Genomic DNA, 25,612 nt, shown 5'->3' with positions numbered 1-25,612 from the left:
CCGAACCGTTCCGCTATTGCCGGATCGACCGCCGGACCAAGGCGAATCTGCTTTTGCCCTGCCTCTTGGCCGGGCCGGACTTCATCACCCGTCGGCGGAACAGCGAAGCGCCGCTGCGCACGAAGATCGCCACCCAGGCGACTTGCCAGGCGATGGCGAACAGATGCGGCAACAGTTCGGGCGACTGGGCGGCGCGCCCGACCATGGCGTAAGGCGAGGACAGCGGAAAGATCGCCGCGAACAGCTCCACCGCAGAGCCGACGTCGGTCATCGCAAAGGTCGCGAGGAAGAACACCGCGAGCTGTAGTATCGTGGCCGGCATCGACAGGGTCTGCACGTCGCGCACCGTCGCCGCCATCGATCCCACGGTCAGGAACACCGAGCCGATCAGCAGATAGGCCAGCGCGAAATAAAGCACGAACAGCGCGACGAACAGCGGCCAGCCGACTGCGGGCATCGGCAGCGAGGCACCCGTCCCCGGACCGAACGTCAGCCCGATCAGCGCCAGGCTGCCCCACACCGCGATCCCGACGAAGCTGATGGCGAGCATGGCGAACAGCTTGCCGACGAACACCGCATCCATCGGGATTGCCGCCGCGAGGATCTCGATGATCTTGTTGGCTTTCTCCTCGACCAGATTGGAAAGGACCATTCCCGCCAGCAGCATGGTCAGCAGGAACAGCAGGGTGATCCCGGCGGTGGCGGTCCCGGTCTGCGCGCTGCGGGTGCTCGCCATGCTCGATCGGGTCTGCTCGAGGGCGACTGCGGGGTAGGTCGTGTCGGGTCCCTGTGCCCGCGCGACTATCACCGCCACCCGGCCCTGCCAGCGTTCGATCTGTTCACCGGTGCCGATCAGCCGCGGCTGCGCAAGTGTGCCGGTCAGCACCGCACCGAAATTGCGCGTCCGATCCGACAGCAAGGCTGCGGGTTCGGATGCGCCGATGGTGACGCGCTCGATCGGGGGGACTGAAATCAAGGCGTCGAGTTCGCGATGCGCACGAACGAGCGCGTCGGCTTGCGCGGCGGGCAGCATCACCGCCAGCCGCGGCGGCTCGGCGCTGTCGGCCGCTTTGGCGCCGAGCATGCCCGCCCCGATGCTGATCGCGCCGAAGAAGATGGGACCGAGCAGGAATAGCAGGAAGGCCTTGCTGAACAGGATCGCCTGGAAATCGCGGCGCGCCACCACCCAAGCGGCCTGCCACAAGGACAAGCGGCTCTTGTCGGTAGTGTTCATGCCTCGGCTCCGGCCTCATTGTCTTCCTCGAGTGCGCGAGCGGCGGCGGCTCCGGCGATCTCGACGAAGGCGTCGTGCAGCCCGGCGCGTTCGATCGACAGCGATAGGACGCCTGCCCCGCCTTCGATCAGTTGCTCGAGCAGCGCCTCGATACCGCTGGCGGGAACGGGGAAGAACCAGAAATGCGCGCCATTGGCCTTGATATCGTGCCGTGCATCATCGGGCAGGGCGCGTCGCCAGTGCCCGTCGCCATGGCGCGTTTCGAGCCGGACCTGCGCGGGGATGCTGTCGCGTGCGGCATCGACCGAGCCGGCATAGGGCACGCGCCCGCCGGCGATGATCGCGACATCGTCGCACAGGCGCTCGGCGTGGTGGATGACATGGGTCGAGAAGATCACCGTCGTCCCCTCGGCCGCGAGATCGCGGATCATCGCTTCCAACTTGCCCTGATTGATCGCGTCGAGGCCCGAAAAGGGCTCGTCGAGAACCACGAGCCGGGGTCGGTGCACCAGGGTGCCGAGCAGTTGAACCGTCTGCGCCATGCCCTTGGACAATTGCCGGATCTGACGATCGACCGCGTAACCAAGCCCGTGCGTCTCGAGCAGTTCGCGACCGCGCCGGCGCCCTTCCTCGAGCGACAGTCCTCGCAGCGCGCCCATGAAGGCGATCGCCTCGTCGCATTTCATCGTCGGATAAAGTCCACGCTCTTCCGGAAGATAGCCGATCAGCCGGGCGATATCGTGCGGACGGTCATGCCCGAAGACGCGCCGCACGCCCTCGTCGGGATCGATGATGCCGAGCAGCATCCGCAAGGTGGTCGTCTTGCCCGCGCCATTGGGCCCGAGAATGCCGTAGATCGCACCCTCGGGAACCGCTATGTCGACCCCATCCACCGCCAGCGTGCCGTCGAACCGTTTGACCAGCCCATTGGCCTCGATCGCCAGCGGGCGTTCGCGGGGCGGGCGCTGCGCAATCGCAGAAGTTCCGCCTCGCGGGGGCGCCTCGGTCTGGGTAAGCATGACCATGGGTTACCCGCGACCCGTCAACAGGAGCAACAGCTAGTTTTGTCCCAGCCCGAGCATATCGCCGCCCTGCAGGAGGATCTGCGGGTCGAGGCGCGGCGGCTGGGCTTCGTCGCCTGCGGCTTTACGGGAGCGGCCGGGGAGCCGTTTCGCGCCGAGCGGCTGGAGCAATGGCTGAACGAGGGCCGCCACGGCTCGATGGACTGGATGGAGGCGCGAAAGGCGCAGCGGGTCTCGCCGCAGGGCCTGTGGCCCGAGGCGCGCAGCGTGATCGCCCTGGGCATGAGCTACGCCCCGCCCAACGATCCGCTGGCGCTTGCCGATGTACCAGACAAGGCGCGGATCTCGGTCTATGCGCAGGGGCGCGACTATCACGACGTCGTCAAGAAAGCGCTCAAGGCGCTGGCGCGCTGGCTGATCGCGCGCGAACCCGAGAGCGAGCTCAAGGTCTTCGTCGATACCGCACCCGTGATGGAGAAACCGCTCGGGCAAGCGGCGGGGATCGGCTGGCAGGGCAAGCACACCAATCTGGTCAGTCGCGAGCATGGCAGCTGGCTGTTCCTGGGGTCGATCTATTCGACGCTGCCCTTCACCGCCGATGCGGCGCATCGCGACGCTTGCGGTTCGTGCCGCGCCTGTCAGGACGCCTGCCCGACGGATGCCTTCCCCGAACCCTATCGGCTGGATGCGCGGCGGTGCATTTCCTACCTCACCATCGAGCACAAGGGGCCGATACCGGAAGAATTCCGCGCCGCGCTGGGCAATCGCATCTACGGCTGCGACGATTGCCTGGCGGTGTGCCCGTGGAACAAATTCGCCCAGACCGCACAAGCCCACGCCAGACTGCTGCCGCGCGAGGAGCTGGTCGCGCCGGATCTGGCGCGGCTGCTCGAACTCGACGACCCTTCGTTTCGCCAGCTGTTCTCGGGCAGCCCGATCAAGCGGATTGGACGCGACCGTTTCGTGCGCAACTGCCTCTATGCGGCGGGCAACAGCGGGCGGCGCGAATTGCTGGCGCGAGTGGAAGAATTGCGCGCCGATCCGGACGCGGTGGTCGCCGAGGCAGCCGATTGGGCTGCCGCGCGTCTCAGAGCATGTCCTTGAGCGGAATTTCGGTGTCGGCCAATTGTGCAGGATCGACCGACGCGCGCGCTTCGATCAGCTTGCGCCCCTGGACGTAGTCGCGGGTGGCGTTGACGCAATCGAGCGCGATCACCCGGCCTTCGCGCAGATAGACGACCGAAAACTTGCGCTGTGCCGGATCGCCGCGGACGACCGCCGCATCGTGATCGATCGACAGCCCCACGGTCTGGAGCCGCAGATCGTATTGGTTGGACCAGAACCACGGCACCGCTTCGTAGGGCTGCTTGTCGCCCATAATCGCCTTGGCCGCCGTGGAGGCCATATCGTTGGCGTTCTGAACCGATTCGAGCCGGATGACCGCGTTCTCCGCATAGGGATTGGCATGCGCCGCGCAGTCGCCAATGGCGTAGACGTCGTCGAGCGAGGTGCGACAGAATTCGTCGACATCGACCCCATTGGTCCCTGCGGCACCCGCAACGATCAGCGGGCCGACCGCCGCGACGATGCCGATGCCCACCACCACGATCTCGCAGGGGAAGCTCTCGCCATTGTCGGCCAGCACCGAGGTCACCCGACCGTCCTCGCCCTCGATCCGCTCGACCCCGGTCGAGAGCCGCAGATCGACGCCCTGCCGGCGATGTTCGTCGAGATAGAAAGCGCTCAGCGCCTCTCCCGCGACGCGTCCCAGCACCCGGTCCTGATTTTCCAGCAACGTCACCGAACAACCCAGCTTGCGCAGCACCGCCGCCACCTCGAGCCCGATATAGCCGCCCCCGACCACCACTGCGCGCCGCGCGCCCTTCTCGATCTGTCCGCGGAGTGTGTCGACATCGGTGCGGCTGCGAATGGCGTGAATCCCGGCCAGATCCGCACCCGGGCAGGACAGGCGACGCGGATCGCCCCCCGCCGCCCAGATCAATTTGCGGTAGCCGATCCGGCGTCCATCGCCGAGCACGACCTCATGCGCCAGCGGATCGACCTCGGAAACATTCGCACCGAGTTCGAGCGCAATCCCGCGCTCGGCCCAGAATTCCGGCTTGCGGATCATGATCCGCTCGAGCGGCTTTTCGCCCGCGAGATATTCCTTCGACAGCGGCGGACGCTCGTAGGGCGGGGTCCGGTCGCGGCTGATCATCAGGATCGACTGGTCGTGGCCATGCTGGCGCAAGGCGACGGCCGCTTGCGCGGCGCCATGGCCCGATCCCACGATAACGATATCGGCGCTATCCATGACCGCAACGCTTCGCGGTTATGCGCAGGTCGGTCAAGCCGAGCCTACCGGCACAGCAGGTTGCGCGCCATGCTCGCCACCTGGGCGAGCACGGCGGGCGCGACCGGGGTCTGCGCCTGCGCACGACCGATCATCGTCCGGAACTGACGCACCGCGACTGCATTCTCCGCCGCCCATTTCTCGACCATCGCCGGCATGTCGTCCTTGGCACCCTTGCGTCGCGAAAGCTTGCGCAGGAAATCGAGCCGCATCTGCTGGAAGTCGCGCGCGAGACCCGCGACCAGTAGGCGCTCCCAGACGTCTGCAGGGTTCATCATCGCCGAAGTCGCCTGTGCCCAGTCGAGTCCGAGCGAGGCACCCAGTCCGGTGAAAGCCTTAGTCAGGTCGAGTGGATCGATCTCATGCTCGCGCGCGAGCTTGGCGAGTCCGACTGCGCCATCCAGCTCGAACAGATGCGCAACTCGCGCGGCGAGATCCGCAGGCGCACCGGCATCGGAAAGCTCGTCCGTCAGCCGCACCGATTGCTGCTTGCTTTCTTCGGCCAGCAGGGTCGCGGTCGCCCCCGACAGCTTGCGCACACCCGGACCGAAGGCGTCGAGGCTTGCTGCGGGATCGGCGGTGCCGACACCCGCTGTCAGCAGATCCGCCATCTGCATCCGCATCCCCTTGGCGGTGCGGTCTAGCAGCAGCAGCCGCGCGCTTTCGGGCATGTCCGCAGCATCGATGGCCGCCCATAGCGAATCGAGTTCGAACAGCCGCTCGGCAACCACGAAAGCGCTGGCGACCTGGTCCAGCGTAGCGCCCTCTTCTTCGGCAAGCTCGAAGGGGTGGACGAGGCCGATGCGGTTGACGATGCGATTGGCGAGCTTGGTCGCGATCAGTTCGCGGCGCAGTCGATGGGTTAGTATCTGCGCTTTGTAGCGTTCGCGCATCGGCGCCGGAAACGCTTCGAGCAGCATCGGCTCGAGCGCCTCATTTTCGGTCAGCGGCCCCGTTTCGAGTGCGTCCTGCAGAGCCAGCTTGGTCGAGGACAGCAGGACAGCGAGTTCGGGGCGGGTGAGCCCCAGTCCCTCGCCGGCACGGCGACCGAGCACCTCGTGATCGGCCAGCCCTTCGGTCTTGCGGTCGAGCTTACCGCTTTCCTCAAGCGTCTCGATTAGCCGCAGTTGCGCTTCGGCCGAGCGCGCGCCGCCGATCTCCGCCACCGACAGCGCGAGCGCCTGGAGGCGGTTGTCCTCGAGCACCAGGCGCGCGACTTCCTCGGTCATGTCCTCGAGCAGGGCATTGCGCTTGGCTTCGGAAATCCGTCCGGCGCGGCGTGCCGCGGCCAGCGCGATCTTGATGTTGACCTCATTGTCCGAACAATCGACCCCGGCCGAATTGTCGATGAAATCGGTGTTGATCCGCCCGCCCTTGAGCGAAAACTCGATCCGCGCCGCCTGCGTCACCCCCAGATTGGCGCCTTCGCCGATCACCCGCGCGCGGACCTCCCGCGCATCGACGCGGACCGCGTCGTTGGCCGGGTCGCCGACCTGGACGTTGTTCTCGGACGTAGCCTTGAGATAGGTTCCGATCCCGCCGAACCAGATCAGATCGACCGGAGCCTTGAGGATCGCCGAGATCAGCGCTTCGGGGTCGATCTCCTTCTGATCTATGCCGAGCGCCTTTTGCGCCGCCTTGGACAGCTTGAGGCTCTTGGCATCGCGCCGGAACACGCCGCCGCCGCGCGAGATTATGTCCTTGTCGTAATCATCCCAGCTCGACCGCGGCAGGTCGAACAGGCGCTGGCGCTCCTGCCAGCTTGCCGCCGCATCGGGATCGGGATCGATGAAAATGTGCCGGTGGTCGAAGGCCGCGATCAGCTTGATGGTCTTCGACAGCAGCATGCCGTTGCCGAACACATCCCCCGACATGTCGCCGCAGCCGACCACATCGATTGGGTCGGTCTGGACGTCGATGCCCATCTCGCGGAAATGGCGCTGGACCGAAACCCATGCGCCGCGCGCGGTGATCCCCATCGCCTTGTGGTCATAGCCGTGCGAGCCGCCGCTGGCGAAAGCGTCGTCGAGCCAGAAACCGCGCTCTTCGGCGATCGCGTTGGCGACATCGGAGAACCGCGCGGTGCCCTTGTCGGCGGCGACGACGAAATAGGGATCTTCGCCGTCGAGGATCATCACGCCTTCGGGATGGACCACCTCGTCGTCGACGATATTGTCGGTGATCGAGAGCAGCGTGCGGATGAAGACTTCGTAGCTGGCCTGGCCTTCCGCGGCCCAGCCGTCGCGGTCGGTGACCGGATCGGGCAATTGCTTGGGATAGAAGCCGCCCTTGGCGCCGGTCGGGACGATCACGGCGTTCTTGACCCGCTGGGCCTTCATCAGGCCGAGGATCTCGGTGCGGAAATCGTCGCGCCGGTCGGACCAGCGCAAGCCGCCGCGGGCGATCGCGCCGGCGCGCAGATGAATACCCTCGAGACGGCGAGAATAGACGAAGATCTCGCGCCAGGGAATGGGCCGCGGCAGGTTGGGGACCAGCGCCGATTCGATCTTGAAGGCGAGCGCCTCACCCCCCGCCGGAGCGAAGGCATTGGTGCGCAGGATTGCATCCGCGAGCGACTGGTAGAGCCGCAGCAGCCGATCGTCGTTGATCGCCTTGACCTTGGCGAGCCCGAGCCTGATCGCCTCGCGGGCCTCCTCAGTCGCCTGCTCTCGTCCCGTGCCGAAGCCGGGGTCGTGGCGGGCGGTGAACAGCGCGATCAACGCGCGGGTGACATCGGGTGCGCCGCGGAGGGCATCGACCACGGTATAGATGGTAAAGCCCATGCCCGCCTGCCGCAGATAGCGGTAGAAGGCACGCAGCCAATCCGCCTCGCGCGCGGTCAGTGTGGCTTCGGGTACCAAGCGGTTGAAAGGATCGCTCTCGGCCTCGCCATTGAGCACGGCGGCGACGGCCCTTTCGATCTCCTCCGCTCGCTCGACCAGCGCTTCCGCCTCGACGGACGAGGACAGCTTGAGCGCGAAATCGTGAATCGTGCCGAGCCGACCCTGATCGAGCACGGTGGGCATTTCTGTGTCGACGTGGAACCCGAAATTCTCCAGCGCCGGCACCGCATCGGACAACGGCATGCTGCCTTCGGCCTGATAGAGCTTCAACCGCAGGCACTGCTCGTCGCTGTTCTGGCACAGATAGATGCGCGCATCCCGCTGCCGCTGATCGCCGCCCTCGGCGTGGACGCCAAGCGCGCGCAAGCGGGTTATGTCGATCGCCGCCTCGGCGGCTCCGAACTGGGCGCGAAAGGCGGTCGGAAAAGCTTCGGCCCAACGCGATGCGATGGCAGCCGCGCGGCTTGATTCCCCCAGAGCCGACAGCTCGCTCTCGACGCCTTCGCCCCAGCCGCGCAGCATCGTCTGCAAGCGCTCGTCGAGCGCCTTCTCGTCGGGAGTTTCGCTGCCGTCGCGGATGTCGAGCACGAAGCGCAGCATCGCGAGATTGCCGCCTTCGACCTCGAGGCTCCAGTCGAGCAGTTTCGCGCCAGCGCCTTCTTCGAGCAGTGCTTGGATTTGCAGCCGGACCTGCGTGGCCAGCATGTCGCGTGGCAGCCAGACGAAGGCGAACAGGTGTCTCGCGAGCGGGGCTTCGACCAGCGCGAGGCGGGGGCGGGGGCGATCGACCAGCGCCATCATCGTGGTGGCAATGCGTTCGACATCGTGATCGGAGAACCCGATCAGCAGATCGTGCGGCAGGGTCGTCAGCGCATGGACGAGCGCCTTGCCGGCATGGCCGCCGGCATCGAAATCGAGCCGCTCCATGATCGCCTCGACCTGCGACCGCAGCCGCGGGACCGTCCGCGGCGGCGCGGCCAGCGCGGCGCTGGTCCAGACACCGGCATGGATCGACAGCGCAACGGTTTTGCCGCCTTCGCGGCGAGGAACGATAAACAGATCGAGCGGCACCCGGCGATGGACGTGCGCCAGCCGATTGGCCTTGATGATCAGCAGCGCCCTAGCTTCATCGGGATCGTCGAACCAGGCGAAGGCGCGGTCGTAGGAGGTGTCGGCGAGCAGGTCCTGCGCACTCTTGCGGCATATCCCAAACGCGGCGCTGGCGGTCCCGTCGCGGTGGCGCTCGAGATGGCCGAGCTGGGTCAGCATGCCGTTGTTGAGCCATTCGAGCAGCGCGGTGGATTCCGCGTCCTTCAGCTGCCCGGCGTCGGCGAGCATCGCATCCTGCAATTGCGGCCAGTCGTTCACCGCAGCGCGCACATCGGTGAGCGTCTCGCGCAGGGTCGCCAGCAATTCGCGGCGCTGGCGGGCATCGACGCGCGAGGTCTCGATGTAGATCATCGACTCGTAAGCCGCGTCGTCGGGATCGCTATCGAGGATGGTCGTCAGCTGATGGTCGCTGTCGCGCTCGACCGGAACCACCGGGTGAACCAGCCGATCGATCGCCAGTCCGGTTGCGGCGATGGCGTTCGCGGTCGAATCGACCAGAAAGGGCATGTCGTCGTTGACCAGCGCGATGCGCATGAACCGACGCTCTTCGTTGGCCGATTCGAGTACGATCGAAGCGCGCCCGGGCTGGCGCTGGAGACCGGTCTCGGCCACGAAACGGGCGGCTTCGACGAGCCGCTCGCGGGACAGGTCTCCGTCGCCGGGGAGGAGCGATTCCTCCATGCGCGCGGCGAGCGATTCGACCACTCCGGCGGGAATGGCGGGTTTCTGCCCTGCGGCAGCTTTGTTCGAACCCATGTATCCTCTCAGCGGGCCCTCTCTCATCGGCCCGGAATGACTGCTGCGCGGGTGTTCGCCGCGTCCGACCAGTCGCCCCTAGTCCTCTCCTCGTGCTGCCGCAAGCGGCCCAGACAGGGGCTTGGCCGGTCGCTTGCGGGAAAGGGGCGCGGCGTTCGCCAAACGAGACGGGTTGCGCCAGCGCCCGCTGAGGCATCTCAGCCGTTCAGCGCATCCATCGCGAGTTCCAGCGAACGGGTGCGCGCGGCGGGATCGTAAGTCGCGCCGGCCAGCATGATCTCGTCGGCACCGGTGCGATCGACAAAGCCGCGGATCGCTTCGCGCACCTGCACCGGCGTGCCCACCGCGCTCGCCTGCCCGATATGATCGAGCATCGCGCGCGCATTGGCGGGCAGCGTGTCGCGATAGCCCTCGATCGGCGGCGGCAGCTTGCCCGGCGAACCGGTGCGCAACCGAACGAAGGCCTGCAATTGCGAGCTGGCGATGCGCTCGGCCTCGGCTTCGCTTTCCGCACAGAAGAGGTTCATCGCCGCCATCACATGCGGCCGGTCGAGACTGGCGGAAGGCTCGAACCTGCTGCGGTAGAGTTCGAGCGCGGCATCGAGATGATCCGGCGCGAAGTGGCTGGCGAAGGCGTAGGGCAGCCCGAGACGCGCGGCGAGCTGCGCGCCGAACAGGCTGGAGCCCAGCATCCACAGCTCGACATCGGCATTCTGCCCGGGGGTCGCCTGGATCGGCAGACCAGGATCCCCGTCCAGATAGGCGCGCAATTCGACCACGTCCTGCGGGAACATCTCCGCGGCGCGGTGGAGATCCTTGCGCAAGGCGCGCTGGAGTTCGGGACCCGCACCGGGCGCGCGGCCCAGCCCTAGATCCACCCGCCCCGGAAACAGCGCCGCGAGCGTGCCGAACTGCTCGGCGATCTGGAAGGGGGTGTGGTTGGGGAGCATGATCCCTCCCGAGCCGATCCGAATCGTCGACGTCCCGTTGCCGATATGCGCGAGGACGACCGAGGTCGCACCCCCGGCGATCCCAGGCATGGCGTGATGTTCGGCGACCCAGAATCGGGTGCAGCCCGTCTTCTCGGCGGTGCGCGCCAGATCGACGGCGGCGGAAAAGGCCTCCTCGAGCGATCCCCCCTCGCGAACGGGCACAAGATCGAGAATGGAAAAATCGGTCATTGTTGCGGTGCCCCGACATCGGACAATTGTGCGAGATAGGCGCGCGCGCGGTCCGCCTCGGGGCCATCGGGTGCCACCAGCAGGACCGATTCGAAACTGCGTCGTGCGTCTTCCGGCCGGTTGGCGAGCGCGGCGATTACCCCCGCCTCGAGCCCGACAGCGGGGTCGCGCGGGGCCAATGCAGCAGCCTGTTCGACCTGTCGCTGGGCCTCCATCAACCGCCCCAATTGCCGCGACAGCTTGGCGGAAAGCAGCCAGGCGCGGGAATCGCCGGGGGCAGCCTCGCGCGCCCGGTCGAGCGCCGCGTCGGCTTCCTCGGGACGCTCTGCGGCGACCAAGGCCCGCGCGAGGTCGATTTCCAGCCCCGCGGCGATGTCGCCCTGCCCCGCCTCGTTGGCATCGGCGATCGCCAGCTCGAAATGCGGAATGGCGGCGGCGGCCTCGCGGCCCGCCAGCGCGGCGTTGCCCGCCATGGCGCCGAGCCGCGCGCGATAGGTCGGATTGTCGTCGCCCACCTCGCCGCGCGCGACCGCGAAGGTGTCCCGCGCCTCAGCATAGCGCTCCATCCGCACCAGCGCGAGGCCCTGGCAATGCGCCGCCTGCGGGCGTTCCGCGTCACGCGCATTGGCGCGCCAGCTGGCCGCGCTGTCATAGGCCGCCTCGGCATCCTTCGCTGCGAGCCGCAGGCATTCGATCAGCCGCGAAGCCGGGCTCGGGCTCTGGCTTGCGGCGGAAGCCGCGGTGCGCGCGCGCTGCTCTTCGAGCTCCGGTGGAACGGAACTCGGCGGGGTTGCGGCGGGGTTGGGTCCCACCTGCATGGCAAGCAGGAATGCGGCGGCGATGCTCACGATTAAGTCCCTTCGGCTGGCAGTGTTGCCACCTGTTCCAGCAGTAGTGCGACGTCGGTATCGCGGGACAGGCGGTGATCGCCATCCTTGACGAAGGTGACCTGTACGTCGTCCGAACGCAGCGCTTCGGCCAGCCGAAGGCTGATCTCCCACGGTACATCCGGATCGCGCTGACCGTGCAACAGACGGACCGGGCAATCGAGCGGTATCTCAGCGTCGAGCAGCCGATTGGCCTGCCCGTCGGCGAAGAAACCGGGATGCAGCGGCGTCGGCTCCGGACCGTAGGGATTGGGATCGAACAGGGTCTCGCCGGCGCCGAGGCGGACCTTGTCCGATGCGGAACGGCCCCACTCGGTGAAGTCGGGCGCCGCAGCGATGCCGACCAGCCCCGCGAGACGCGCCCCCAACGCTTTGCCGACCAGCAGCATCAGCCAGCCGCCCATCGAGGATCCTATCACAATCACCTGATCCTCGAGCAGAGCTTCGATGAGGCCGATGACCTCGTCGCGCCAGCGCGAGAGCGTTCCCGCGGCGAAACTGCCCGAGCTTTGCCCACAGCCGGAATAGTCGAGCAGCAGACAACTGCGCCCCCGGCTACTCGCCCATTGATATAGCGCGGTCGCCTTGCTGCCGCTCATGTCGGACATGTAACCGGGTAGGAAGACCAGTGCCGGCCCGCTGCCGCGATGCAGGCGATAGGCGATCCGCCGGCCATCGGGTAGTTCGTGGAATTGGGTGGCGCTGGTCATTGCCATTCCCATTTCGGGCTCGCTGGCGGCGAATGCAACCGTCAGAACAGTTCGAATTCCTCGACATCGGGGTCTGCCTCGCACATCGCCTTCAAATCCGCGAACTCTTGCGGGGATAGAACGGGAGCGTAATCCGCCCCCGCTCGGGCGGCCTCGCGATAGGCGCGGGCGCGTTCGCCGGCGGAGGGATGGCTGGCGATCCAGCCGGTGATATCGCTTCCGGCCTCCGCATCCGAGCCGGACTCTTCCGCCATCCGTTCGAAGAACCGCGCCGCGCCCAGCGGCGAAACCCTACTCTGCGCCAGCCTTTCGCGCGCAAACTCGTCCGCCTCGCGCTCGGCATCGCGCGAATAGCTCATCGCGGCGAGCCCGAAAACGGTGTCTCCGAACCCCGAATTGGCGCCCGACAGCAGGATGGAAAGGCCGAACTGACGCAGCAGCGCGGTCATCACATGGCGTTCGCGGACATGGCCGATCTCGTGAGCGAGCACGCCGGCCAGCTCATCGGGGCTTTCCGCCTGTTGCACCAGACCGTCGAACAGCAACACCCGCCCGCCCGGTAGCGCCACCGCATTGACCATGTCGATATTGGCGATGCCCGCAAGCACCTGGCGGCCTGCGGGATCGACCGCATCGAGCAGTTTGGCGAGGGCGGCATCGCCTTGCGGCGTCGAGCACAGCCGGTTCCCGAAATTGCCGACCATCGCCTCGCCGATACGGGCTTCCCAGCTTTCGGGTACGCGCGGCCCCAGCCAATTGGGCGCGGTCATGAACAGCGCCACCGCCGCCGCGCTTGCGATCCCGAAGATCACCACGGCCTTGCCCAGACCGAGGCGATCTATCCATCCCCCGTAGCGACCCTGCTCAGGGAGGTGACGTTCGAATCCGGGCGGCAGGGCGATGGGCAGGCGCAGGCGAAAATCTGGCACGCTGTCGCGACCGTAGACCCGCTCGCCCGGAAGGCTTTCCACGAACCGCAGATCGACGAACGGCACCGCGTGCTGCGCGCCGTCGGCTTCATCCAGAATCAGTCGATCGCCGCTCCAGGAAGCCGCGCCCTCGCGCCGCAGTGCGGTCATCCCGTCATACCAGGTGACGGGCACTCGAAACGCCTCGTCGGTCACGTCAGATCGCGCCGATGTCGAAGGCATCGAGCAGTCCTTCGCCATGCCCGGCCGTCGCGGTGGTGGATTGGGTCAGCTCGTCGAGCAGGATCTCGCCCCGCGCCTCGAGGTGGATCATGAAGAACTTCCAGTGGCGGTAGGAGAGGAAGATCAGCCCGATGCCAAGCGTCAGAACGACCAGAGCGGCATCGCCGAGCAGCAGGCGGATCCAGTCCGGGGTGGACGCCTCGAACGAAAAGCCAATGTCGCCCCACCGCGTCGATCCGACCGCTTCGCGATAAAAGGCGGCGAAAAAGGCCACCGCGATCAGTCCGAGGCCGAGATAGAAAAAGAGCAGCAAGCCGATGATGCCGATGAACCCGCCGATCATTCCGCCGTTCTCGCCGCCAATGCCATAACCGACCAACGCGCCGGTCGCCGCCAGCGCGACACCGCCGATGAAGATCACGACGGGCGCCAGGTAGAACAGCAGGAAACGCCCGAACACCGGACCCGACTTGGCCTCGGCGGCGAAGGCGTGCGGCCCGAAGCTCATCTTGCCCCAGCGTTCGTTCCACAGGCTGGTCATCGACCAGGGAATCAACAGGCCGGCGGGCAGATAGCCGAGAAAGGTCTTACCCAGATAGGACAGGCCGAAGCGGAAGCCCTTGTCGTCGGAGCCGCCCCGAATCCCCCGCCAGCGGGTCCGCGACAGGCGATAACGCAAGGCCCGGAAGCGCGCGAGGCCGGTGAGATAGAACAGAACGACAAAGGACAGGAGCGTCAGTACCCCCGCCAGCGCCTCCTGTCCGCGCAGGACCAGCGATTCCGCTATCAGACCCAGAGCGAAGAACGGCAGCGCGAACAGCACCAGCACCAGCAGGAAGCCGATGAACAGCTCCATTCCGGTGCCTGCCCATTCCAGCCGCTCGTCGACGAAGCGGCTGCGCGACCACAGATAGCGCCGCTCGCGGGTGGTCGCCCAGAAGCGATAGATGCCCAATGTCACTATGGTGAGCAGGAGATTGGTGAATGCGATCGGCGCGAATTCGCGCCAGCTGCCGTCGAAGCCGAAGGCGCTTTCGGCTTGCTGCGCCCCTCGATAGTTTGAAATTGTCCGACCCCCCGATCCGTTCGCGGGGATGATTGTCGATGTGCGCCCCGGCCAAGTCAAGCCGACCGCGCCAATGAGTCAATCGCGCAGGAAGATCGCCTCGATCGGCATCTCGAAGACATCGGCAATCCGGAAGGCGAGCGGCAGCGAGGGATCGTAGCGCCCGGTCTCGATCGCGTTGACGCTCTGGCGGCTGACCTCGAGCCGGTCGGCGAGCGCCTGCTGGCTCCAGCCGCGCTCGGCGCGCAGGACCTTGAGGCGGTTCTTCATACCGCACCCCACGAGCCGTATTCGATCCGGTTGGACAGTCCCCCGACGAAGAGGCCGAGAAACCACGCCACTGCGACCCAATAGGCATCGAGATGCGGCGCCACATCGGCCGACTCGAGGAAGCCCCAGACGGTCGCGGCGCTCAGTGCCAGTCCGGTGGCGATAAGCGACTGACGCACCACCAGCATCCGGATGAATTCGTCCTGCTCTTCGACGATCAGGCGCCCGACCGCCCAGAATATTCCGATCACCGCCAGCCCGGGCAGCACCGCCAGCACCGAGCGCAGCGCAAACGCCGGCTCGCTTTCGGCGGTGACGAAGGTGAGAACGCCGAAGGACAGCAGATAGAGGGCCGTGAACAGCGCAATGCGCTTAACATAGCGCTTCTGCGCCGCGCCCTTGCCCACGCATGACCCGCCGGGAGCTCGGCGTCCGGCGGCGCGCATCAGCGGGACGGTGAGGGCGACCGGCAGCAGCATGAGCAGCAGCGTCGTATCCGGACCGATCGCGTCGCTCAGAGCGAGACCGGCGATTGCAGCCAGGCTTCCGAGCAGGAGGCCCGCCCAGAACCCCGGCGATCGGCCCGAAGCCCTGTCTGCCGGGCTGGTCATGCGCGGTCTCGCTGCGCAGAGAGCTTGGCGCAGTCGCGAGATTTGAGAATCGTCACCACCGCCAGAGCGGGGAGAACGATGGTCAAGGTTCGTGCCGATTCCGGCGGCAGGAGTTCGGCACGGCCCACGAAGGCCACCCCGAGGATGAGGGCGGCCCAGCAGATCGCCTGGATGATGGATGACATTAGTCAAGCTCCCCTTCAAATTGGTAAAGCCACCTTGTCATCCATCGCAGCGGGCGTCAAGCACCCTGGACATTGTATACTTGACAAAGCAGAACGAAGGTGGAACAAAGCGAATCGCGTGACAGGCCGGTGAGGGTCATCCCTCAGATGATTGAGGCGGGGCATGCGGCTTGGGATGAGTTGCATCTGGGCGAGCTGACGGGGTTCGATCTGAGGGATGAATGGCTGTCACGAATATATGAGGCCATGTTCCTCGCCAGGAACTGGAAAGCCGATCATTCTTAGGGACGTGTTCAAGCTACCTAGATCATGCAGCCATTGAGTAAGAATGCTTTCGTCTATGTCGGTTTCGGTGCGTTTCCGTGAGCTATCAGTTACGTTTGTTGAGATCACCAGTGAGCCGTCATCGCCCTCGAACCAAAGCCCATGAGCTAGCTGGATTCTTCGTTTGTTGGCGATTCTGATCGGTTCAATTTGGGTGACGATGGCACGATGCCCGTTGAATTGGGCCAGATCGCCAAGCATGTTAATTCGCTCAGAGATATTGCGCAGTCGATGAAGGATGATGTGCGTAACCGGTCCCTTGTCGCCTATGAGGCTAGAGAACGCCGCGCTGATGAGTAATTCTGTTAGGGCAAAGCCCGAGATATATCGGGCCATTAGAAGGCCGATTTCAGGGCGCCGGGCGAATAAAGGCTCAGACATGGAAAACACCGATCAATGCAAAGAGGACGAGGTTCTAAAGCGAATGCTGAAGACCCCCCCGAAGAAGAACGAGCCGACTACCCCGTTGGGGAAGCGGCGGCGGGAAAGGAAGAACGGGGCCGACCTGAAGGCCGACCCCGTTGCAGATTAAGCCGCCTGACGGTTGCAGGGGGGATTGAGCGAATGCCTCAACTCGGTTTCGAGAGCCAAGCGCTCCATCCTGCCAGAGACGCCGCTGCCAATGACTTTGGCGCAGATGTGAGTGGCCCCGCCAGATTGGCAGGAAGGCCATGCTTGGTGGCGCTGGAGAGCGGTATTCAGGCGCTCGTTCAGATTACCGGTTTCGCCTACATAGAGGGCCTGCCACTGGCGACCGGGATAGGGTTTGCAGAAGATATAGACCCCGCCGACTTCGTTGAACGTGGTCCCGATGGGATAAAGCTCAAAGGCATGGGTTCGCCCAAATTGACCGGGCCATTCGATGGTAAGGGACATGTCGTTTTCCTTCGCAGTTCATCGCAGAAGGATTGACCGTGGCGGCGCGAAAGCGCAGACCGTAGTTGCATTCGAGGTCGCTCCCATACAGCGATTTCAAACTGGGCCGGGTCCGGACGACTCGGCCCAGTTCTATTCTAGGGAACAGGAGCGGAACAGCAGAGTCCACGCCGGGCGATTCGGCGGGGATAACTGGTGGTTAGCGAGTCCAGCGTTTGCGACGTTCCCCGATGTGGCGAGGCAGCTTCGGCCTATCAGGCGGCGGCGAGTCCACCAATCCGCCGATAGGTAAGGCGCTTGCCCGCGATGCCTTTCAGGGCAATGTCGGCGCGCTCCGTGTCGTTGATGCCGAGGCCCGAACGGTTGGTGTAGCGGAAGTCGAATTCGGCAAGATAGCGCGCAAGGTGCTGCTGGCCGCAATGCTGGTAGATCCCGCGCATACCGCGCTTGAAGATGCCGAAGAAGCCTTCGATGGTGTTGGTGTGGTTCGTCGGATCGGCGCGGCTGACGTATTCGCCCTTGAAGTGATTGACGCTGCCATGGGCGCGATAGTGCTGGCCAACCGGCTTGTAGACATGGGCCTCGTCGGTGAGCAGGCGGGCATTGCGATCAAGGCGCTCGAAGAGGAACGCCTTCACATCGTTCTGGCCGAATGCGCCGTTGAACACGATGCTGGTGGCGCGACCTGTGTTGCGCTCCACCAGTGAGACGATGCGGTTCATGTTGCGAATCGCCATGCGGCTCTTGGGAGCGGACTTGTTCTTGCCGTAGTAGGTTTCATCAACCTCTACGTCGCCACCGTCGCCGCCCATGGGGCCGTTGTCGGTCGGGGTCATGGCTTCGCGAATGCGGTGGGCCATGAACCACGCAGTCTTATACGTGACCCCTAGGGTGCGGTGCAGCTGGTGGGCGCTAATGCCCTTCTTGCTGGACACGATCAGATGATTGGCGCGCAGCCATTTGTGCAACGGAACCTTAGAGGACTCGAAGACGGTCCCGACCGTCACGGTGAACTGCTTGCGGCAGAGATTGCACTGGACGACGCCCTTGCGGAGCGCGCCTTCGGGATGCGCCTTGGTCTTACGGCCACGCTGGGGGGGAAGCCGCTTGGTGTCGCCGCTCTCGCAATGGGGGCAGACAGGGCCATGGGGCCAGTGGAGCGCCTCAAGGTGCTCGCGGGCTGCGTCTTCGTTCTGAAAGCGAGGGGCGTAGATGTTTGTCATGCCCTCACCCTACGTTTCTGTGCTGCTTTGTCAAGTATATAATGTCCAGCACCCTTTCCAGACGGATTGCGCGCTGTTCCGGCCAGCGCGCATCTGTCACGATGCAGTCACAGCGCGGGGTCACTGCGCCGTGACTCTGGAGGAGAATTGCCGTGTTCAAGACCGAACCCCCCGCCGCTGCCGCACTTGCTCCGCTCGATCGCCGTAGCCTGCTCAAGACCGGAGTCCTCGGCGCCGGGCTGATCGCCGCGCCGCTGTCGGCGCAATTCGGCGGGTCGGGGTTCACGCACGGCGTCGCCAGCGGCGAACCGGCGCGCGACCGGGTGCTGCTGTGGACCCGCTTCGTTGCCCCGGCGGAGACGAAGCTGGAATGGGAGGTCAGCCCGACCAACGATTTCTCGCGCGTCGTCGCCTCGGGCGAGGCGGTGGCCAGTCCCGCCAACGATAGCTGCTGCAAGACCTTCGCCGAGGGTCTCGAGCCCGGCCGCTGGTATTATTATCGCTTCGTCGCGCCCAATGGCGCTACCTCCGATGTCGGGCGCACCAAGACGCTGCCCGAGGGCCCCACCGAGCGCTTCCGCATGGCGGTGTTCAGCTGTTCGAACATGGGTTTCGGCTGGTTCAACGCCTATGCCCATGCCGCCGCGGCCAACGAATTCGACTGCGCGCTGCATCTCGGGGACTACTTCTACGAATACGGGCCCGACAACTACCCTTCGGTCGAACAAGCGGTTGCCGGACGCGCGGTGGCGCCGCTGAGCGAAACCGTGGCGCTGGCCGATTACCGGCTGCGCTTCGCCAGCTATCGCAGCGATCGCGATCTGCGCCGTCTGCATCAGGTCTATCCGATGATCGCCGGGTGGGACGATCACGAGAGCGCCAACGACAGCTGGCAGGGCGGCGCGCAGAACCACCAGTCCGAGACCGAGGGCGAATGGAGCGTGCGCAAGGCCGCCGCCATGCGCGCCTATCGCGAGTGGATGCCGGTTTCGGACGAGCCCTGGGCGAGTTACGACATCGGCGATCTGGCCACGCTGTTCCGGCTCGAGACGCGGCTGACGGCGCGCGCCGAGCAATTCAATTTCGCCGGCCTGCTGACCGGGCAGGAAGGCCCCGAAGCGGTGCTGCGCGCGCTGACCGCGTTTCGCCAGGGCGATTACGTCGACCCGTCGCGCGAAATGCTGGGGGCGCAGCAGCAGGCCTGGCTTGCGGAAGGCCTCAAGCGCTCCACCGGCAGCGGGAAGCGCTGGCAGGTGCTGGTCCAGCAGGTGCTGATGGGCAAGCTCGCCACCTCGCCGCGCCTCGTCGATTCGCTTCCCGCCGACGTCCCCGAATACGTCCGCAGCCGCATCGTCGCGGGCGCGCTGGCAAGCCGCGCCGAACTGCCGCTCAACATGGATGCCTGGGACGGCTACCCGGCGGCGCGCGCGCGACTGTTCGAGGCGGCGCTGGCGGCGGATGCCAATCTGATTTCGCTGGCCGGCGACACGCACAACGCCTGGTCTTTCGATCTCGACCATGCCGGACAGCGGGTCGGGGTCGAATTCGGGGTGCAGTCGGTCACCTCGCCCGGGTTCGAATCCTATCTGCCCCAGCTTGCGCCCGCCGATCTCGAACGCGCGAGTATCGAGTTCAACCCCGAGCTGGTGTGGATGGACGCCTCGCGCCGCGGCTATATGGCGGTGGAGCTCACCCCCACCCGCGCAACCAGCGAATACCGCTTCCTTTCGAGCATCCGCGAGCGTGGTGCGGGCGTAGTCGCGACGCAGCGGGTTTCGACCGCGCTGGGCGACCGCAGGCTGGAGCTGGCCTGAGGGCGCCGCATGGCCACACGGCAAGCCGCTTGAACAGCGGGCCGCGCGCGCCTAGCTCGGCGGCCATGTCGCAGTTGCGCCTTTCGACCACTACCACCACCCCGGATCTCCGGGGGCGGGTGCTGGCGGTCTGACGCGCAGCCCCGCCGCCCGGTATCGGGCGGTGCGGCGTTCCTCCCGATCATCCTTCCCCAGCAACGCCGCACTTCAAGCGCAGGCACGGTTGTGCCATGAGCGGCGCAAAGGATACGGATCAGACAATGACGGAACTAGTTCAGATCAGCCTGCCCGATGGTTCGGTGCGCGCGATGGAGCGCGGCAGCACGCCGCTCGATGTCGCCGCGGCGATCGGTCCGGGGCTCGCCAAGGCGGCGCTCGCCGCGCGGGTCAACGGCGAATTGCGCGATATCGGCCGCCCCTTCGAATGCGATTCCGAGCTGGCGCTGGTTACGGTGAAGGACGAAGAAGACGCGCTCGAACTGGTGCGCCACGACTACGCGCATATTCTCGCCGAAGCGGTGCAGGCGCTGTGGCCCGGCACGCAGATCACCTTCGGCCCGGCGACCGACGACGGCTTCTACTACGATGTGAAGGCGCCCGACACGCGCGATCCCTTTTCGATGGACGATCTGCCCGCCATCGAGGAAAAGATGCGCGCGATCATCGCCGCCGACAAGCCGCTCGTGCGCGAGGTCTGGACCCGCGAGCAATTGATCGAGAAATGGGAATCCGAAGGCGAGAGCTTCAAGGCCGAATGGGCCAGGGAACTGCCCGAGGACGAGGAACTGACCGTCTATTGGTCGGGCGATCCCGATGCCGAGGATTCCTGGCTCGATATGTGCCGCGGCCCCCATCTCGCCTCGACCGGCAAGCTCGACCCGCAGGCTTTCAAGCTGATGCGCGTCGCCGGGGCCTATTGGCGCGGCGATCAGCGCAACGCGCAGCTGACGCGCATCTACGGCACCGGCTGGCTCAACAAGAAACAGCTCGCCGCGCACCTCACCCGGCTCGAGGAAGCGGCCAAGCGCGACCACCGCAAGCTGGGCCGCGAGATGGATCTGTTCCACCTCCAGGAAGAAGCGCATGGCTCGGTGTTCTGGCACCCGCAGGGCTATCGCATCTGGCGCGAGCTCGAGAGCTACATGCGCCGGCGGATGGACGGCGCGGGCTATCAGGAGATCAAGACCCCGCAGTTGATGGACGTCCGCCAGTGGGAGCGGTCGGGTCATTGGGGCAAATATGCCGAGAACATGTTCGCTGTGCCCGATATGGTGCCCGATCCCGAAGCGGCGGAGCAATCCGGCGCCCCGCTGATCGCCGGCGACAGCGACATGATGGCGCTCAAGCCGATGAACTGCCCGGCGCATGTGCTGGTCTTCAAGCAGGGCATCACCAGCTATCGCGACCTGCCGATCCGGCTGGGCGAGATGGGCTGCTGCCACCGCAACGAACCGCACGGCGCGCTCCACGGTATCCTGCGCGTGCGCCAGTTCACGCAGGACGACGGCCATATCTTCTGTACCGAGGAGCAGGTGGTCGACGAGGTCCGCGCCTTCTGCCGGCTGGTCGACAGCGTCTACGGTCATTTCGGCTTCAGCTACCAGATCAAGCTCGCGCTGCGCCCCGAGAAGCGCTTCGGCAGCGAGGAGATGTGGGACAAGGCCGAGGACGAGCTGCGCAACGCCGTGCGCGAAGCGGGCATGGCGACCGAGGAATACGGCTGGGAGGAACTGCCCGGCGAGGGCGCGTTCTACGCGCCAAAGCTGGAATGGCATCTCACCGATGCGATCGGCCGGACCTGGCAGGTCGGCACGATCCAGTCCGACCGCGTGCTGCCCGAACGGCTCGATGCGACCTATATCGGCGTGGATGGCGAGAAGCACCGCCCGGTGATGCTACACCGCGCCATTTTCGGGACCTTCGAGCGTTTCATCGGCGTGCTGATCGAGCATTTCGCCGGGCGCTTGCCGGTCTGGCTGGCGCCGACGCAGGCGGTGGTCGCGACGATCGTCTCGGACGCCGACGATTATGCGACCGAAGCCACGGCGAAGCTGGAAGCGGCGGGGATCCGGGTGACCTGCGATCTGCGCAACGAGAAGATCAACTACAAGGTGCGCGAACACAGCCTCGCCAAGGTCCCGCATCTGCTGGTGGTGGGCAAGCGCGAGGCCGAGGAAGGCACCGTGGCGATCCGCACGCTGGGCGAAAAGGATCAGACGGTGACGACGCTCGACGAGGCGATCGCGATGCTCAAGGACGCCGCGACCCCGCCCGATCTGCGCCCCTGATCGCCAAGCCGGGACATGTCGCCGCTCGAGGCCTATGATGCGCTGGAGATAGCGACGGCGCTGCTTGCTGCGTTTGGCTCCGCCTTCGTGCGCGGACTGACCGGGTTCGGAATGGCCATCCTGCTGGTCCCGATCCTGGCGCTCGCGTTGTCGCCGCTGGACGCGGTCATTCTCGCCAACTGCCTGTCGCTCGCTATCGGTCTGCTCGAGATCCGCAGGCTGGTGCGGGGCAGCGAGCGATCGGCTTGGTGGATTTCCGGCCTGGTCGTGGTGACGACGCCGCTGGGGCTAATCGCTTTGGCTGCAACCAGTCCGGGAATCGCGCGGGTCGTGATCGCGGGAATCGCCTGCTCGGCCTTCGTCGCCATCATCCTGCCGCGCGGCGGTACCGCCTCCCCCGGGCGGCTTACTACCGGCGGTGTGGGGGTATTGAGCGGACTGATGACGGGCTATGCCGGCATGCCCGGCCCGCCGGTGGTCCCCTATTACGTCGGTCGCGCCCTCGACCGGGAAACCGCCAAGGCATCGATGATGCTGATATTCACCATCGCGGCCGCTTCCGGCCTGATGTCGGGTGCGGCGATCGGCGCGCTCGAGCTGCGGCTACCGCTGCTGGCGGCGCTCCTGTTCCCTGCCGTGCTGGTCGGCAATGCGCTGGGCAATCGCTTCTCCGGCCGGATCGCCGATACGGTCTGGCGCGCGATCGTCGGAATTGTTCTGGGCGGCGCCGCGCTGGCTGCCGTGCTGCGCCTGATCTAGAGGTTCAGAATGGCACGAACGGGCCGGCCGCGATCAGCGCGAGGGCGCAACCGGTCACGATTGCCGCGCGCAGGACGTCCGCCAGCCCCGACGGGACCCACTGCGGGCGAGAGATAGCGATGGTTCGAGCCATGGCATCCTTGTCCGCCCGTTTCGCTAACGAAGCGTTAAACGGCGCTGGATTGCGGGCTGGTGGCCGAGGGCATCTGCTGGCTGGCGCAGTGGAAACCGCCGCCACCCGCCAGCACGGCATCGCCGGGAAGGCCGATCGTGGCGCGGTCGGGGAACAGGTCGCCGATCGCCGCCACACCCGCTGCGTCGTGGATCGAGCCGAAGGTCGGGACCACCACCAGATGGCTGGTCACAGCGAAATTCGCGTAGCTCGCGGGTTCGACCCGGTCTCCCGAGGTGATCAGGCCTGGCGACGGGATGCGGACGAGCTCCAGCCCTGCCTCTTCGATGCGCCGCGCGGCGTCGGCGTATACTTCGGCATTTGGATCGCCCGGTCCGGTGGCTTGCGGCAGCGCCACTAGCCCGGGAGCGACGAAGCGCGCCAGATTGTCGACATGGCCGTCGGTGTGGTCGTTGATCAGCCCGTCGCCCAACCACACCACGCGGGAGAAGCCCAGATCGCGGTCGAGCCGCGCGGCGATCTCGTCACGCGACAGCTGCGGGTTGCGGTTCGAATTGAGCAGGCACTGCTCGGTAGTGATGGCCAGCCCGGTGCCATCGCCGTCGATCGCGCCGCCCTCGAGCACCCAGTCCGCACTTTCAAGCGCCAGTCCGGCATCGCGGGCCAGCTCCGCGCCGATCGTCTGGTCGCCGGGCATGAGGTATTTGCCGCCCCAGCCGTTGAAGCCGAAGCGGCGAGCGGCGCGACCTTCCTCGCCGACAACCACCAGCGGTCCGGTGTCGCGCAGCCAGACATCGCCATATTCGCGCCGCTCGAGCACCACCGATCCGCTCACCAGGCTCCGCGCCCGCGCCTCGTTGGCGGCGTCGCGGACCAGCAGCCGGACTTCCTGCCCGCTTTCCGCCACCGCATTGGCGAAAGCGGCGATCTGTTCCTGTGCGCGCGCCAGCACGTCCGGCCATTCGTCCGCCGCATGCGGGAAGCCGATCCACAGCCAGTCCTGCGGCGCCCATTCGGGCGGCATCGTCACGGCCATAGTCCGAACCCGCTCGCCCCGGCTCAGCAGCCGACGGCGCTTGCCGCGCAATCGGCGTCGCGAATGCCGCGGAACTCGTCGCCGGGGTTCCAGTTGGGCCAGCTCTCGCTGGCTGCGAGCGCGCGTCCGATGCGGTAGTAGAGCTGCAGATCGCCCATCACGCCCGACCAGTCCCAGCTCTCGTCGAACTCGTCCTTGGGGCCGTGATAGCGGTTCTCGGTGTAGTCCGCAGCGACCGCCGCACCGGCGGCGCGACCGCCGTCGATCAGATCTTCGCCGCCATCGATATAGAGCATCGGCACCCCGCGCTTGGCGAAGGCGAAATGGTCCGAGCGGTAGTAATAGCCCGCTTCGGGCTTGGGGTTGGGGGTCGCGATCCGTCCATCGGAAACCAGCGCCGCCTCGAGATAGGCGTCGAGCTGCGACTTGCCGGGGCCGACCACGGTTACGTCGCGCGCCGGACCGGCCACCTGGAAGGCGTCCATATTGATCCCGCCCACCGTCTGCGCCAGCGGGAACACCGGGTTCTCGGCATAATAATGCGCGCCCAGCAGACCCGATTCCTCGGCGGTCACCGCGAGGAACACCAGGCTGCGCGGCGGCGCGCCTGCCTTGGCATGCGCTTCGGCCAGTGCGACCAGCGCCGCGGTGCCGGTGGCGTTGTCGATCGCGCCGTTGCAGATGTCGTCGCCATCGGGCGCCGGCTTGCAGCGGCCGAGGTGATCCCAATGCGCGGTGTGGATGACGTATTCGTCGGGCCGCTCGCTACCCGGCAGCACGCCGATCACGTTCTGGGACTGGAAGCTGCGGATATCGTTGGCGAAGCTGGTCGAGGCCTTGAGCCCCAGCGGCACCGCCTCGAAGCCCCGACTCCGGGCTCTGGCCGAGAGTTCGGACAGGTCATATCCCGCGGCGTCGAGGATCTGCGCTGCGACGTCCTTCTGCACCCAGCCGTTGACCTTCGTCAGCGGCGGCGCGTTCGGCCCACGCTGGGCATAGGCCTGCGGACCCGACCAGCTGCTCTCGACCACGTTCCAGCCGTAGGAGGCGGGTGCGGTGTCGTGAATGATGATCGCACCCGCGGCACCCTGTCGTGCGGCTTCCTCGTATTTATAGGTCCAGCGTCCGTAGAAGGTCATCGCCTTGCCGTTGAAGGGGCCGGTCAGGTCCTCGCTGGCATAATCGGGGTCGTTGACGAGGATCACCGCGGTCTTGCCGCGCATGTCGATGCCCTCGTAATCGTTCCAGTCGCGCTCGGGCGCGTTCACGCCGTAGCCGACGAACACCAGCTCGCTGTCGGTCAGTGCGGTTCGCGCATCCTCGCGATAGGTCACGCCGACCCATTCGTCGCCGAACTCGAACGCCATGGTTTCGCCCTTGCCGGTCACCGTCAGGGGGGCGAAATCCTTGCCGGTGATCTCGACCAGCGGCACCTTTTGCACCCAGGAGCCGTTGTTGCCCGGCTGCAGCCCGGCCTGGGCGAAGCGCTCGCTGAGCAGCGCCACGGTCTTTTCCTCGCCCACGGTTCCCGGCATCCGCCCTTCGAATTCGTCGGACGACAGCGTGCGGGTCACATCGACCATCGTCTCCCGCGAAATGTCGCCCCGGGCAACATCGGGAATGTCGAGCGCGGCGGTGCCATCGACAAGCGCGGTGTCGCCGCCGGTCATGGCGCAGCCGGAGAGCGCGAGGCTCGCGACCAGCGCGAGAGCGGTGTGGTGGAAACGCGGGGTGAGGGTCATCGTCTTGTCCCGAAATGAAATTTGCATGGCCGCGTCTC

The 25,612-nt window shown here is 66.2% G+C and carries 21 protein-coding genes; 4 read left to right on the top strand and 17 right to left on the bottom strand.

The window, feature by feature from the left end; genetic code table 11:
• Window positions 1–13 precede the first annotated feature (13 nt).
• Window positions 14–1,234 (bottom strand): ABC transporter permease, encoded by a 1,221-nt coding sequence (locus Q9K01_RS01180; RefSeq protein WP_305928383.1) that lies wholly within the window; start codon window positions 1,232–1,234, stop codon window positions 14–16.
• Window positions 1,231–2,253 carry an ABC transporter ATP-binding protein gene (locus Q9K01_RS01175; protein WP_305928382.1) on the bottom strand — a complete coding sequence of 341 codons (1,023 nt, stop codon included), beginning with the start codon at window positions 2,251–2,253 and terminating at the stop codon, window positions 1,231–1,233. The genes Q9K01_RS01180 and Q9K01_RS01175 overlap by 4 nt, the downstream gene beginning before the upstream one ends.
• A 45-nt stretch (window positions 2,254–2,298) precedes the next feature.
• On the opposite strand from Q9K01_RS01175, the gene queG reads away from it, so the two are divergent.
• Window positions 2,299–3,360, top strand: a complete 1,062-nt coding sequence (gene queG, locus Q9K01_RS01170) for a tRNA epoxyqueuosine(34) reductase QueG (protein WP_305928381.1) — start codon at window positions 2,299–2,301, stop codon at window positions 3,358–3,360.
• Here queG and Q9K01_RS01165 read toward each other — a convergent pair.
• From Q9K01_RS01165 to Q9K01_RS01105, 13 genes are all read right to left on the bottom strand, one after another.
• A complete protein-coding gene (locus Q9K01_RS01165; RefSeq protein ID WP_305928380.1) occupies window positions 3,344–4,570 on the bottom strand; it encodes an NAD(P)/FAD-dependent oxidoreductase in 1,227 nt (408 codons plus the stop codon). The genes queG and Q9K01_RS01165 overlap by 17 nt on opposite strands.
• Window positions 4,571–4,614: 44 nt before the next feature.
• Window positions 4,615–9,318 carry an NAD-glutamate dehydrogenase gene (locus tag Q9K01_RS01160; protein WP_305928379.1) on the bottom strand — a complete coding sequence of 1,568 codons (4,704 nt, stop codon included), beginning with the start codon at window positions 9,316–9,318 and terminating at the stop codon, window positions 4,615–4,617.
• 197 nt (window positions 9,319–9,515) lie between these two features.
• Window positions 9,516–10,499, bottom strand: a complete 984-nt coding sequence (locus tag Q9K01_RS01155; RefSeq protein ID WP_305928378.1) for an LLM class flavin-dependent oxidoreductase — start codon at window positions 10,497–10,499, stop codon at window positions 9,516–9,518.
• Window positions 10,496–11,347: a tetratricopeptide repeat protein gene (locus tag Q9K01_RS01150; RefSeq protein WP_305928377.1), complete on the bottom strand. Its 852-nt coding sequence runs from the start codon at window positions 11,345–11,347 to the stop codon at window positions 10,496–10,498. The genes Q9K01_RS01155 and Q9K01_RS01150 overlap by 4 nt, the downstream gene beginning before the upstream one ends.
• A gap of 2 nt (window positions 11,348–11,349) precedes the next feature.
• Window positions 11,350–12,096, bottom strand: a complete 747-nt coding sequence (locus tag Q9K01_RS01145; protein ID WP_305928376.1) for an alpha/beta fold hydrolase — start codon at window positions 12,094–12,096, stop codon at window positions 11,350–11,352.
• A 41-nt stretch (window positions 12,097–12,137) separates the two neighbouring features.
• The gene (locus Q9K01_RS01140; protein WP_305928375.1) at window positions 12,138–13,247 is read right to left on the bottom strand and encodes a M48 family metallopeptidase; all 1,110 of its coding nucleotides are present in this window, start codon (window positions 13,245–13,247) and stop codon (window positions 12,138–12,140) included.
• A complete protein-coding gene (locus Q9K01_RS01135) occupies window positions 13,222–14,313 on the bottom strand; it encodes a YjgN family protein (protein ID WP_305929149.1) in 1,092 nt (363 codons plus the stop codon). The genes Q9K01_RS01140 and Q9K01_RS01135 overlap by 26 nt, the downstream gene beginning before the upstream one ends.
• Window positions 14,314–14,391: 78 nt before the next feature.
• A complete protein-coding gene (locus Q9K01_RS01130) occupies window positions 14,392–14,583 on the bottom strand; it encodes a helix-turn-helix transcriptional regulator (protein ID WP_305928374.1) in 192 nt (63 codons plus the stop codon).
• Complete coding sequence (locus tag Q9K01_RS01125; protein ID WP_305928373.1) at window positions 14,580–15,194, bottom strand: hypothetical protein; 615 nt, start codon at window positions 15,192–15,194, stop codon at window positions 14,580–14,582. Before Q9K01_RS01125 ends, Q9K01_RS01130 begins: the two co-directional genes overlap by 4 nt.
• Window positions 15,191–15,379 carry a hypothetical protein gene (locus tag Q9K01_RS01120; RefSeq protein WP_305928372.1) on the bottom strand — a complete coding sequence of 63 codons (189 nt, stop codon included), beginning with the start codon at window positions 15,377–15,379 and terminating at the stop codon, window positions 15,191–15,193. The genes Q9K01_RS01125 and Q9K01_RS01120 overlap by 4 nt, the downstream gene beginning before the upstream one ends.
• A gap of 228 nt (window positions 15,380–15,607) precedes the next feature.
• A complete protein-coding gene (locus Q9K01_RS01115; protein WP_305928371.1) occupies window positions 15,608–16,039 on the bottom strand; it encodes a hypothetical protein in 432 nt (143 codons plus the stop codon).
• A gap of 192 nt (window positions 16,040–16,231) precedes the next feature.
• Window positions 16,232–16,579: a hypothetical protein gene (locus Q9K01_RS01110; protein ID WP_305928370.1), complete on the bottom strand. Its 348-nt coding sequence runs from the start codon at window positions 16,577–16,579 to the stop codon at window positions 16,232–16,234.
• Window positions 16,580–16,833: 254 nt separating this feature from the next.
• Window positions 16,834–17,802 (bottom strand): IS1595 family transposase, encoded by a 969-nt coding sequence (locus tag Q9K01_RS01105; protein ID WP_305928369.1) that lies wholly within the window; start codon window positions 17,800–17,802, stop codon window positions 16,834–16,836.
• A 152-nt stretch (window positions 17,803–17,954) separates the two neighbouring features.
• Here Q9K01_RS01105 and Q9K01_RS01100 point away from each other — a divergent pair, with 152 nt between their 5' ends.
• The 3 genes from Q9K01_RS01100 to Q9K01_RS01090 all read left to right on the top strand — a co-directional run bounded on the left by Q9K01_RS01100 (window position 17,955) and on the right by Q9K01_RS01090 (window position 22,663).
• Complete coding sequence (locus Q9K01_RS01100; protein WP_305928368.1) at window positions 17,955–19,616, top strand: alkaline phosphatase D family protein; 1,662 nt, start codon at window positions 17,955–17,957, stop codon at window positions 19,614–19,616.
• A gap of 260 nt (window positions 19,617–19,876) precedes the next feature.
• Entirely contained in the window at window positions 19,877–21,904 is a 2,028-nt protein-coding gene (thrS, locus tag Q9K01_RS01095; protein WP_305928367.1) for a threonine--tRNA ligase, read from the top strand.
• Window positions 21,905–21,919: 15 nt separating this feature from the next.
• On the top strand, window positions 21,920–22,663 hold the full coding sequence (locus tag Q9K01_RS01090) for a sulfite exporter TauE/SafE family protein (RefSeq protein ID WP_305928366.1): 744 nt from the start codon (window positions 21,920–21,922) through the stop codon (window positions 22,661–22,663).
• A 167-nt stretch (window positions 22,664–22,830) separates the two neighbouring features.
• Here Q9K01_RS01090 and Q9K01_RS01085 read toward each other — a convergent pair whose 3' ends face one another.
• Entirely contained in the window at window positions 22,831–23,832 is a 1,002-nt protein-coding gene (locus Q9K01_RS01085; protein WP_305928365.1) for an agmatine deiminase family protein, read from the bottom strand.
• 23 nt (window positions 23,833–23,855) lie between these two features.
• Window positions 23,856–25,574, bottom strand: coding sequence for a M28 family metallopeptidase (locus Q9K01_RS01080; RefSeq protein WP_305929148.1), 1,719 nt, complete (start codon window positions 25,572–25,574; stop codon window positions 23,856–23,858).
• Window positions 25,575–25,612: the final 38 nt, after the last annotated feature.

The organism is Qipengyuania benthica (assembly GCF_030717865.1).
Taxonomy (GTDB): Bacteria; Pseudomonadota; Alphaproteobacteria; order Sphingomonadales; family Sphingomonadaceae; genus Qipengyuania; species Qipengyuania benthica.
The sequence above is the reverse complement of the archived record's forward strand: the minus strand, read 5'-3'. Positions and strand labels throughout refer to the sequence as shown.

What these genes read in the sequence shown, in the direction of transcription:
- Q9K01_RS01085 (WP_305928365.1), bottom strand. Translation starts at nt 23,832, where the DNA reads ATGGCCGTGACGATGCCGCCCGAATGGGCGCCGCAGGACTGGCTGTGG.
- Q9K01_RS01180 (WP_305928383.1), bottom strand. Translation starts at nt 1,234, where the DNA reads ATGAACACTACCGACAAGAGCCGCTTGTCCTTGTGGCAGGCCGCTTGG.
- thrS (WP_305928367.1), top strand. Translation starts at nt 19,877, where the DNA reads ATGACGGAACTAGTTCAGATCAGCCTGCCCGATGGTTCGGTGCGCGCG.
- Q9K01_RS01105 (WP_305928369.1), bottom strand. Translation starts at nt 17,802, where the DNA reads ATGACAAACATCTACGCCCCTCGCTTTCAGAACGAAGACGCAGCCCGC.
- Q9K01_RS01120 (WP_305928372.1), bottom strand. Translation starts at nt 15,379, where the DNA reads ATGTCATCCATCATCCAGGCGATCTGCTGGGCCGCCCTCATCCTCGGG.
- Q9K01_RS01140 (WP_305928375.1), bottom strand. Translation starts at nt 13,247, where the DNA reads ATGCCTTCGACATCGGCGCGATCTGACGTGACCGACGAGGCGTTTCGA.
- Q9K01_RS01130 (WP_305928374.1), bottom strand. Translation starts at nt 14,583, where the DNA reads ATGAAGAACCGCCTCAAGGTCCTGCGCGCCGAGCGCGGCTGGAGCCAG.
- Q9K01_RS01110 (WP_305928370.1), bottom strand. Translation starts at nt 16,579, where the DNA reads ATGTCCCTTACCATCGAATGGCCCGGTCAATTTGGGCGAACCCATGCC.
- Q9K01_RS01165 (WP_305928380.1), bottom strand. Translation starts at nt 4,570, where the DNA reads ATGGATAGCGCCGATATCGTTATCGTGGGATCGGGCCATGGCGCCGCG.
- Q9K01_RS01090 (WP_305928366.1), top strand. Translation starts at nt 21,920, where the DNA reads ATGTCGCCGCTCGAGGCCTATGATGCGCTGGAGATAGCGACGGCGCTG.
- Q9K01_RS01115 (WP_305928371.1), bottom strand. Translation starts at nt 16,039, where the DNA reads ATGGCCCGATATATCTCGGGCTTTGCCCTAACAGAATTACTCATCAGC.
- Q9K01_RS01160 (WP_305928379.1), bottom strand. Translation starts at nt 9,318, where the DNA reads ATGGGTTCGAACAAAGCTGCCGCAGGGCAGAAACCCGCCATTCCCGCC.
- Q9K01_RS01155 (WP_305928378.1), bottom strand. Translation starts at nt 10,499, where the DNA reads ATGACCGATTTTTCCATTCTCGATCTTGTGCCCGTTCGCGAGGGGGGA.
- Q9K01_RS01175 (WP_305928382.1), bottom strand. Translation starts at nt 2,253, where the DNA reads ATGCTTACCCAGACCGAGGCGCCCCCGCGAGGCGGAACTTCTGCGATT.
- Q9K01_RS01125 (WP_305928373.1), bottom strand. Translation starts at nt 15,194, where the DNA reads ATGACCAGCCCGGCAGACAGGGCTTCGGGCCGATCGCCGGGGTTCTGG.
- Q9K01_RS01145 (WP_305928376.1), bottom strand. Translation starts at nt 12,096, where the DNA reads ATGACCAGCGCCACCCAATTCCACGAACTACCCGATGGCCGGCGGATC.
- Q9K01_RS01080 (WP_305929148.1), bottom strand. Translation starts at nt 25,574, where the DNA reads ATGACCCTCACCCCGCGTTTCCACCACACCGCTCTCGCGCTGGTCGCG.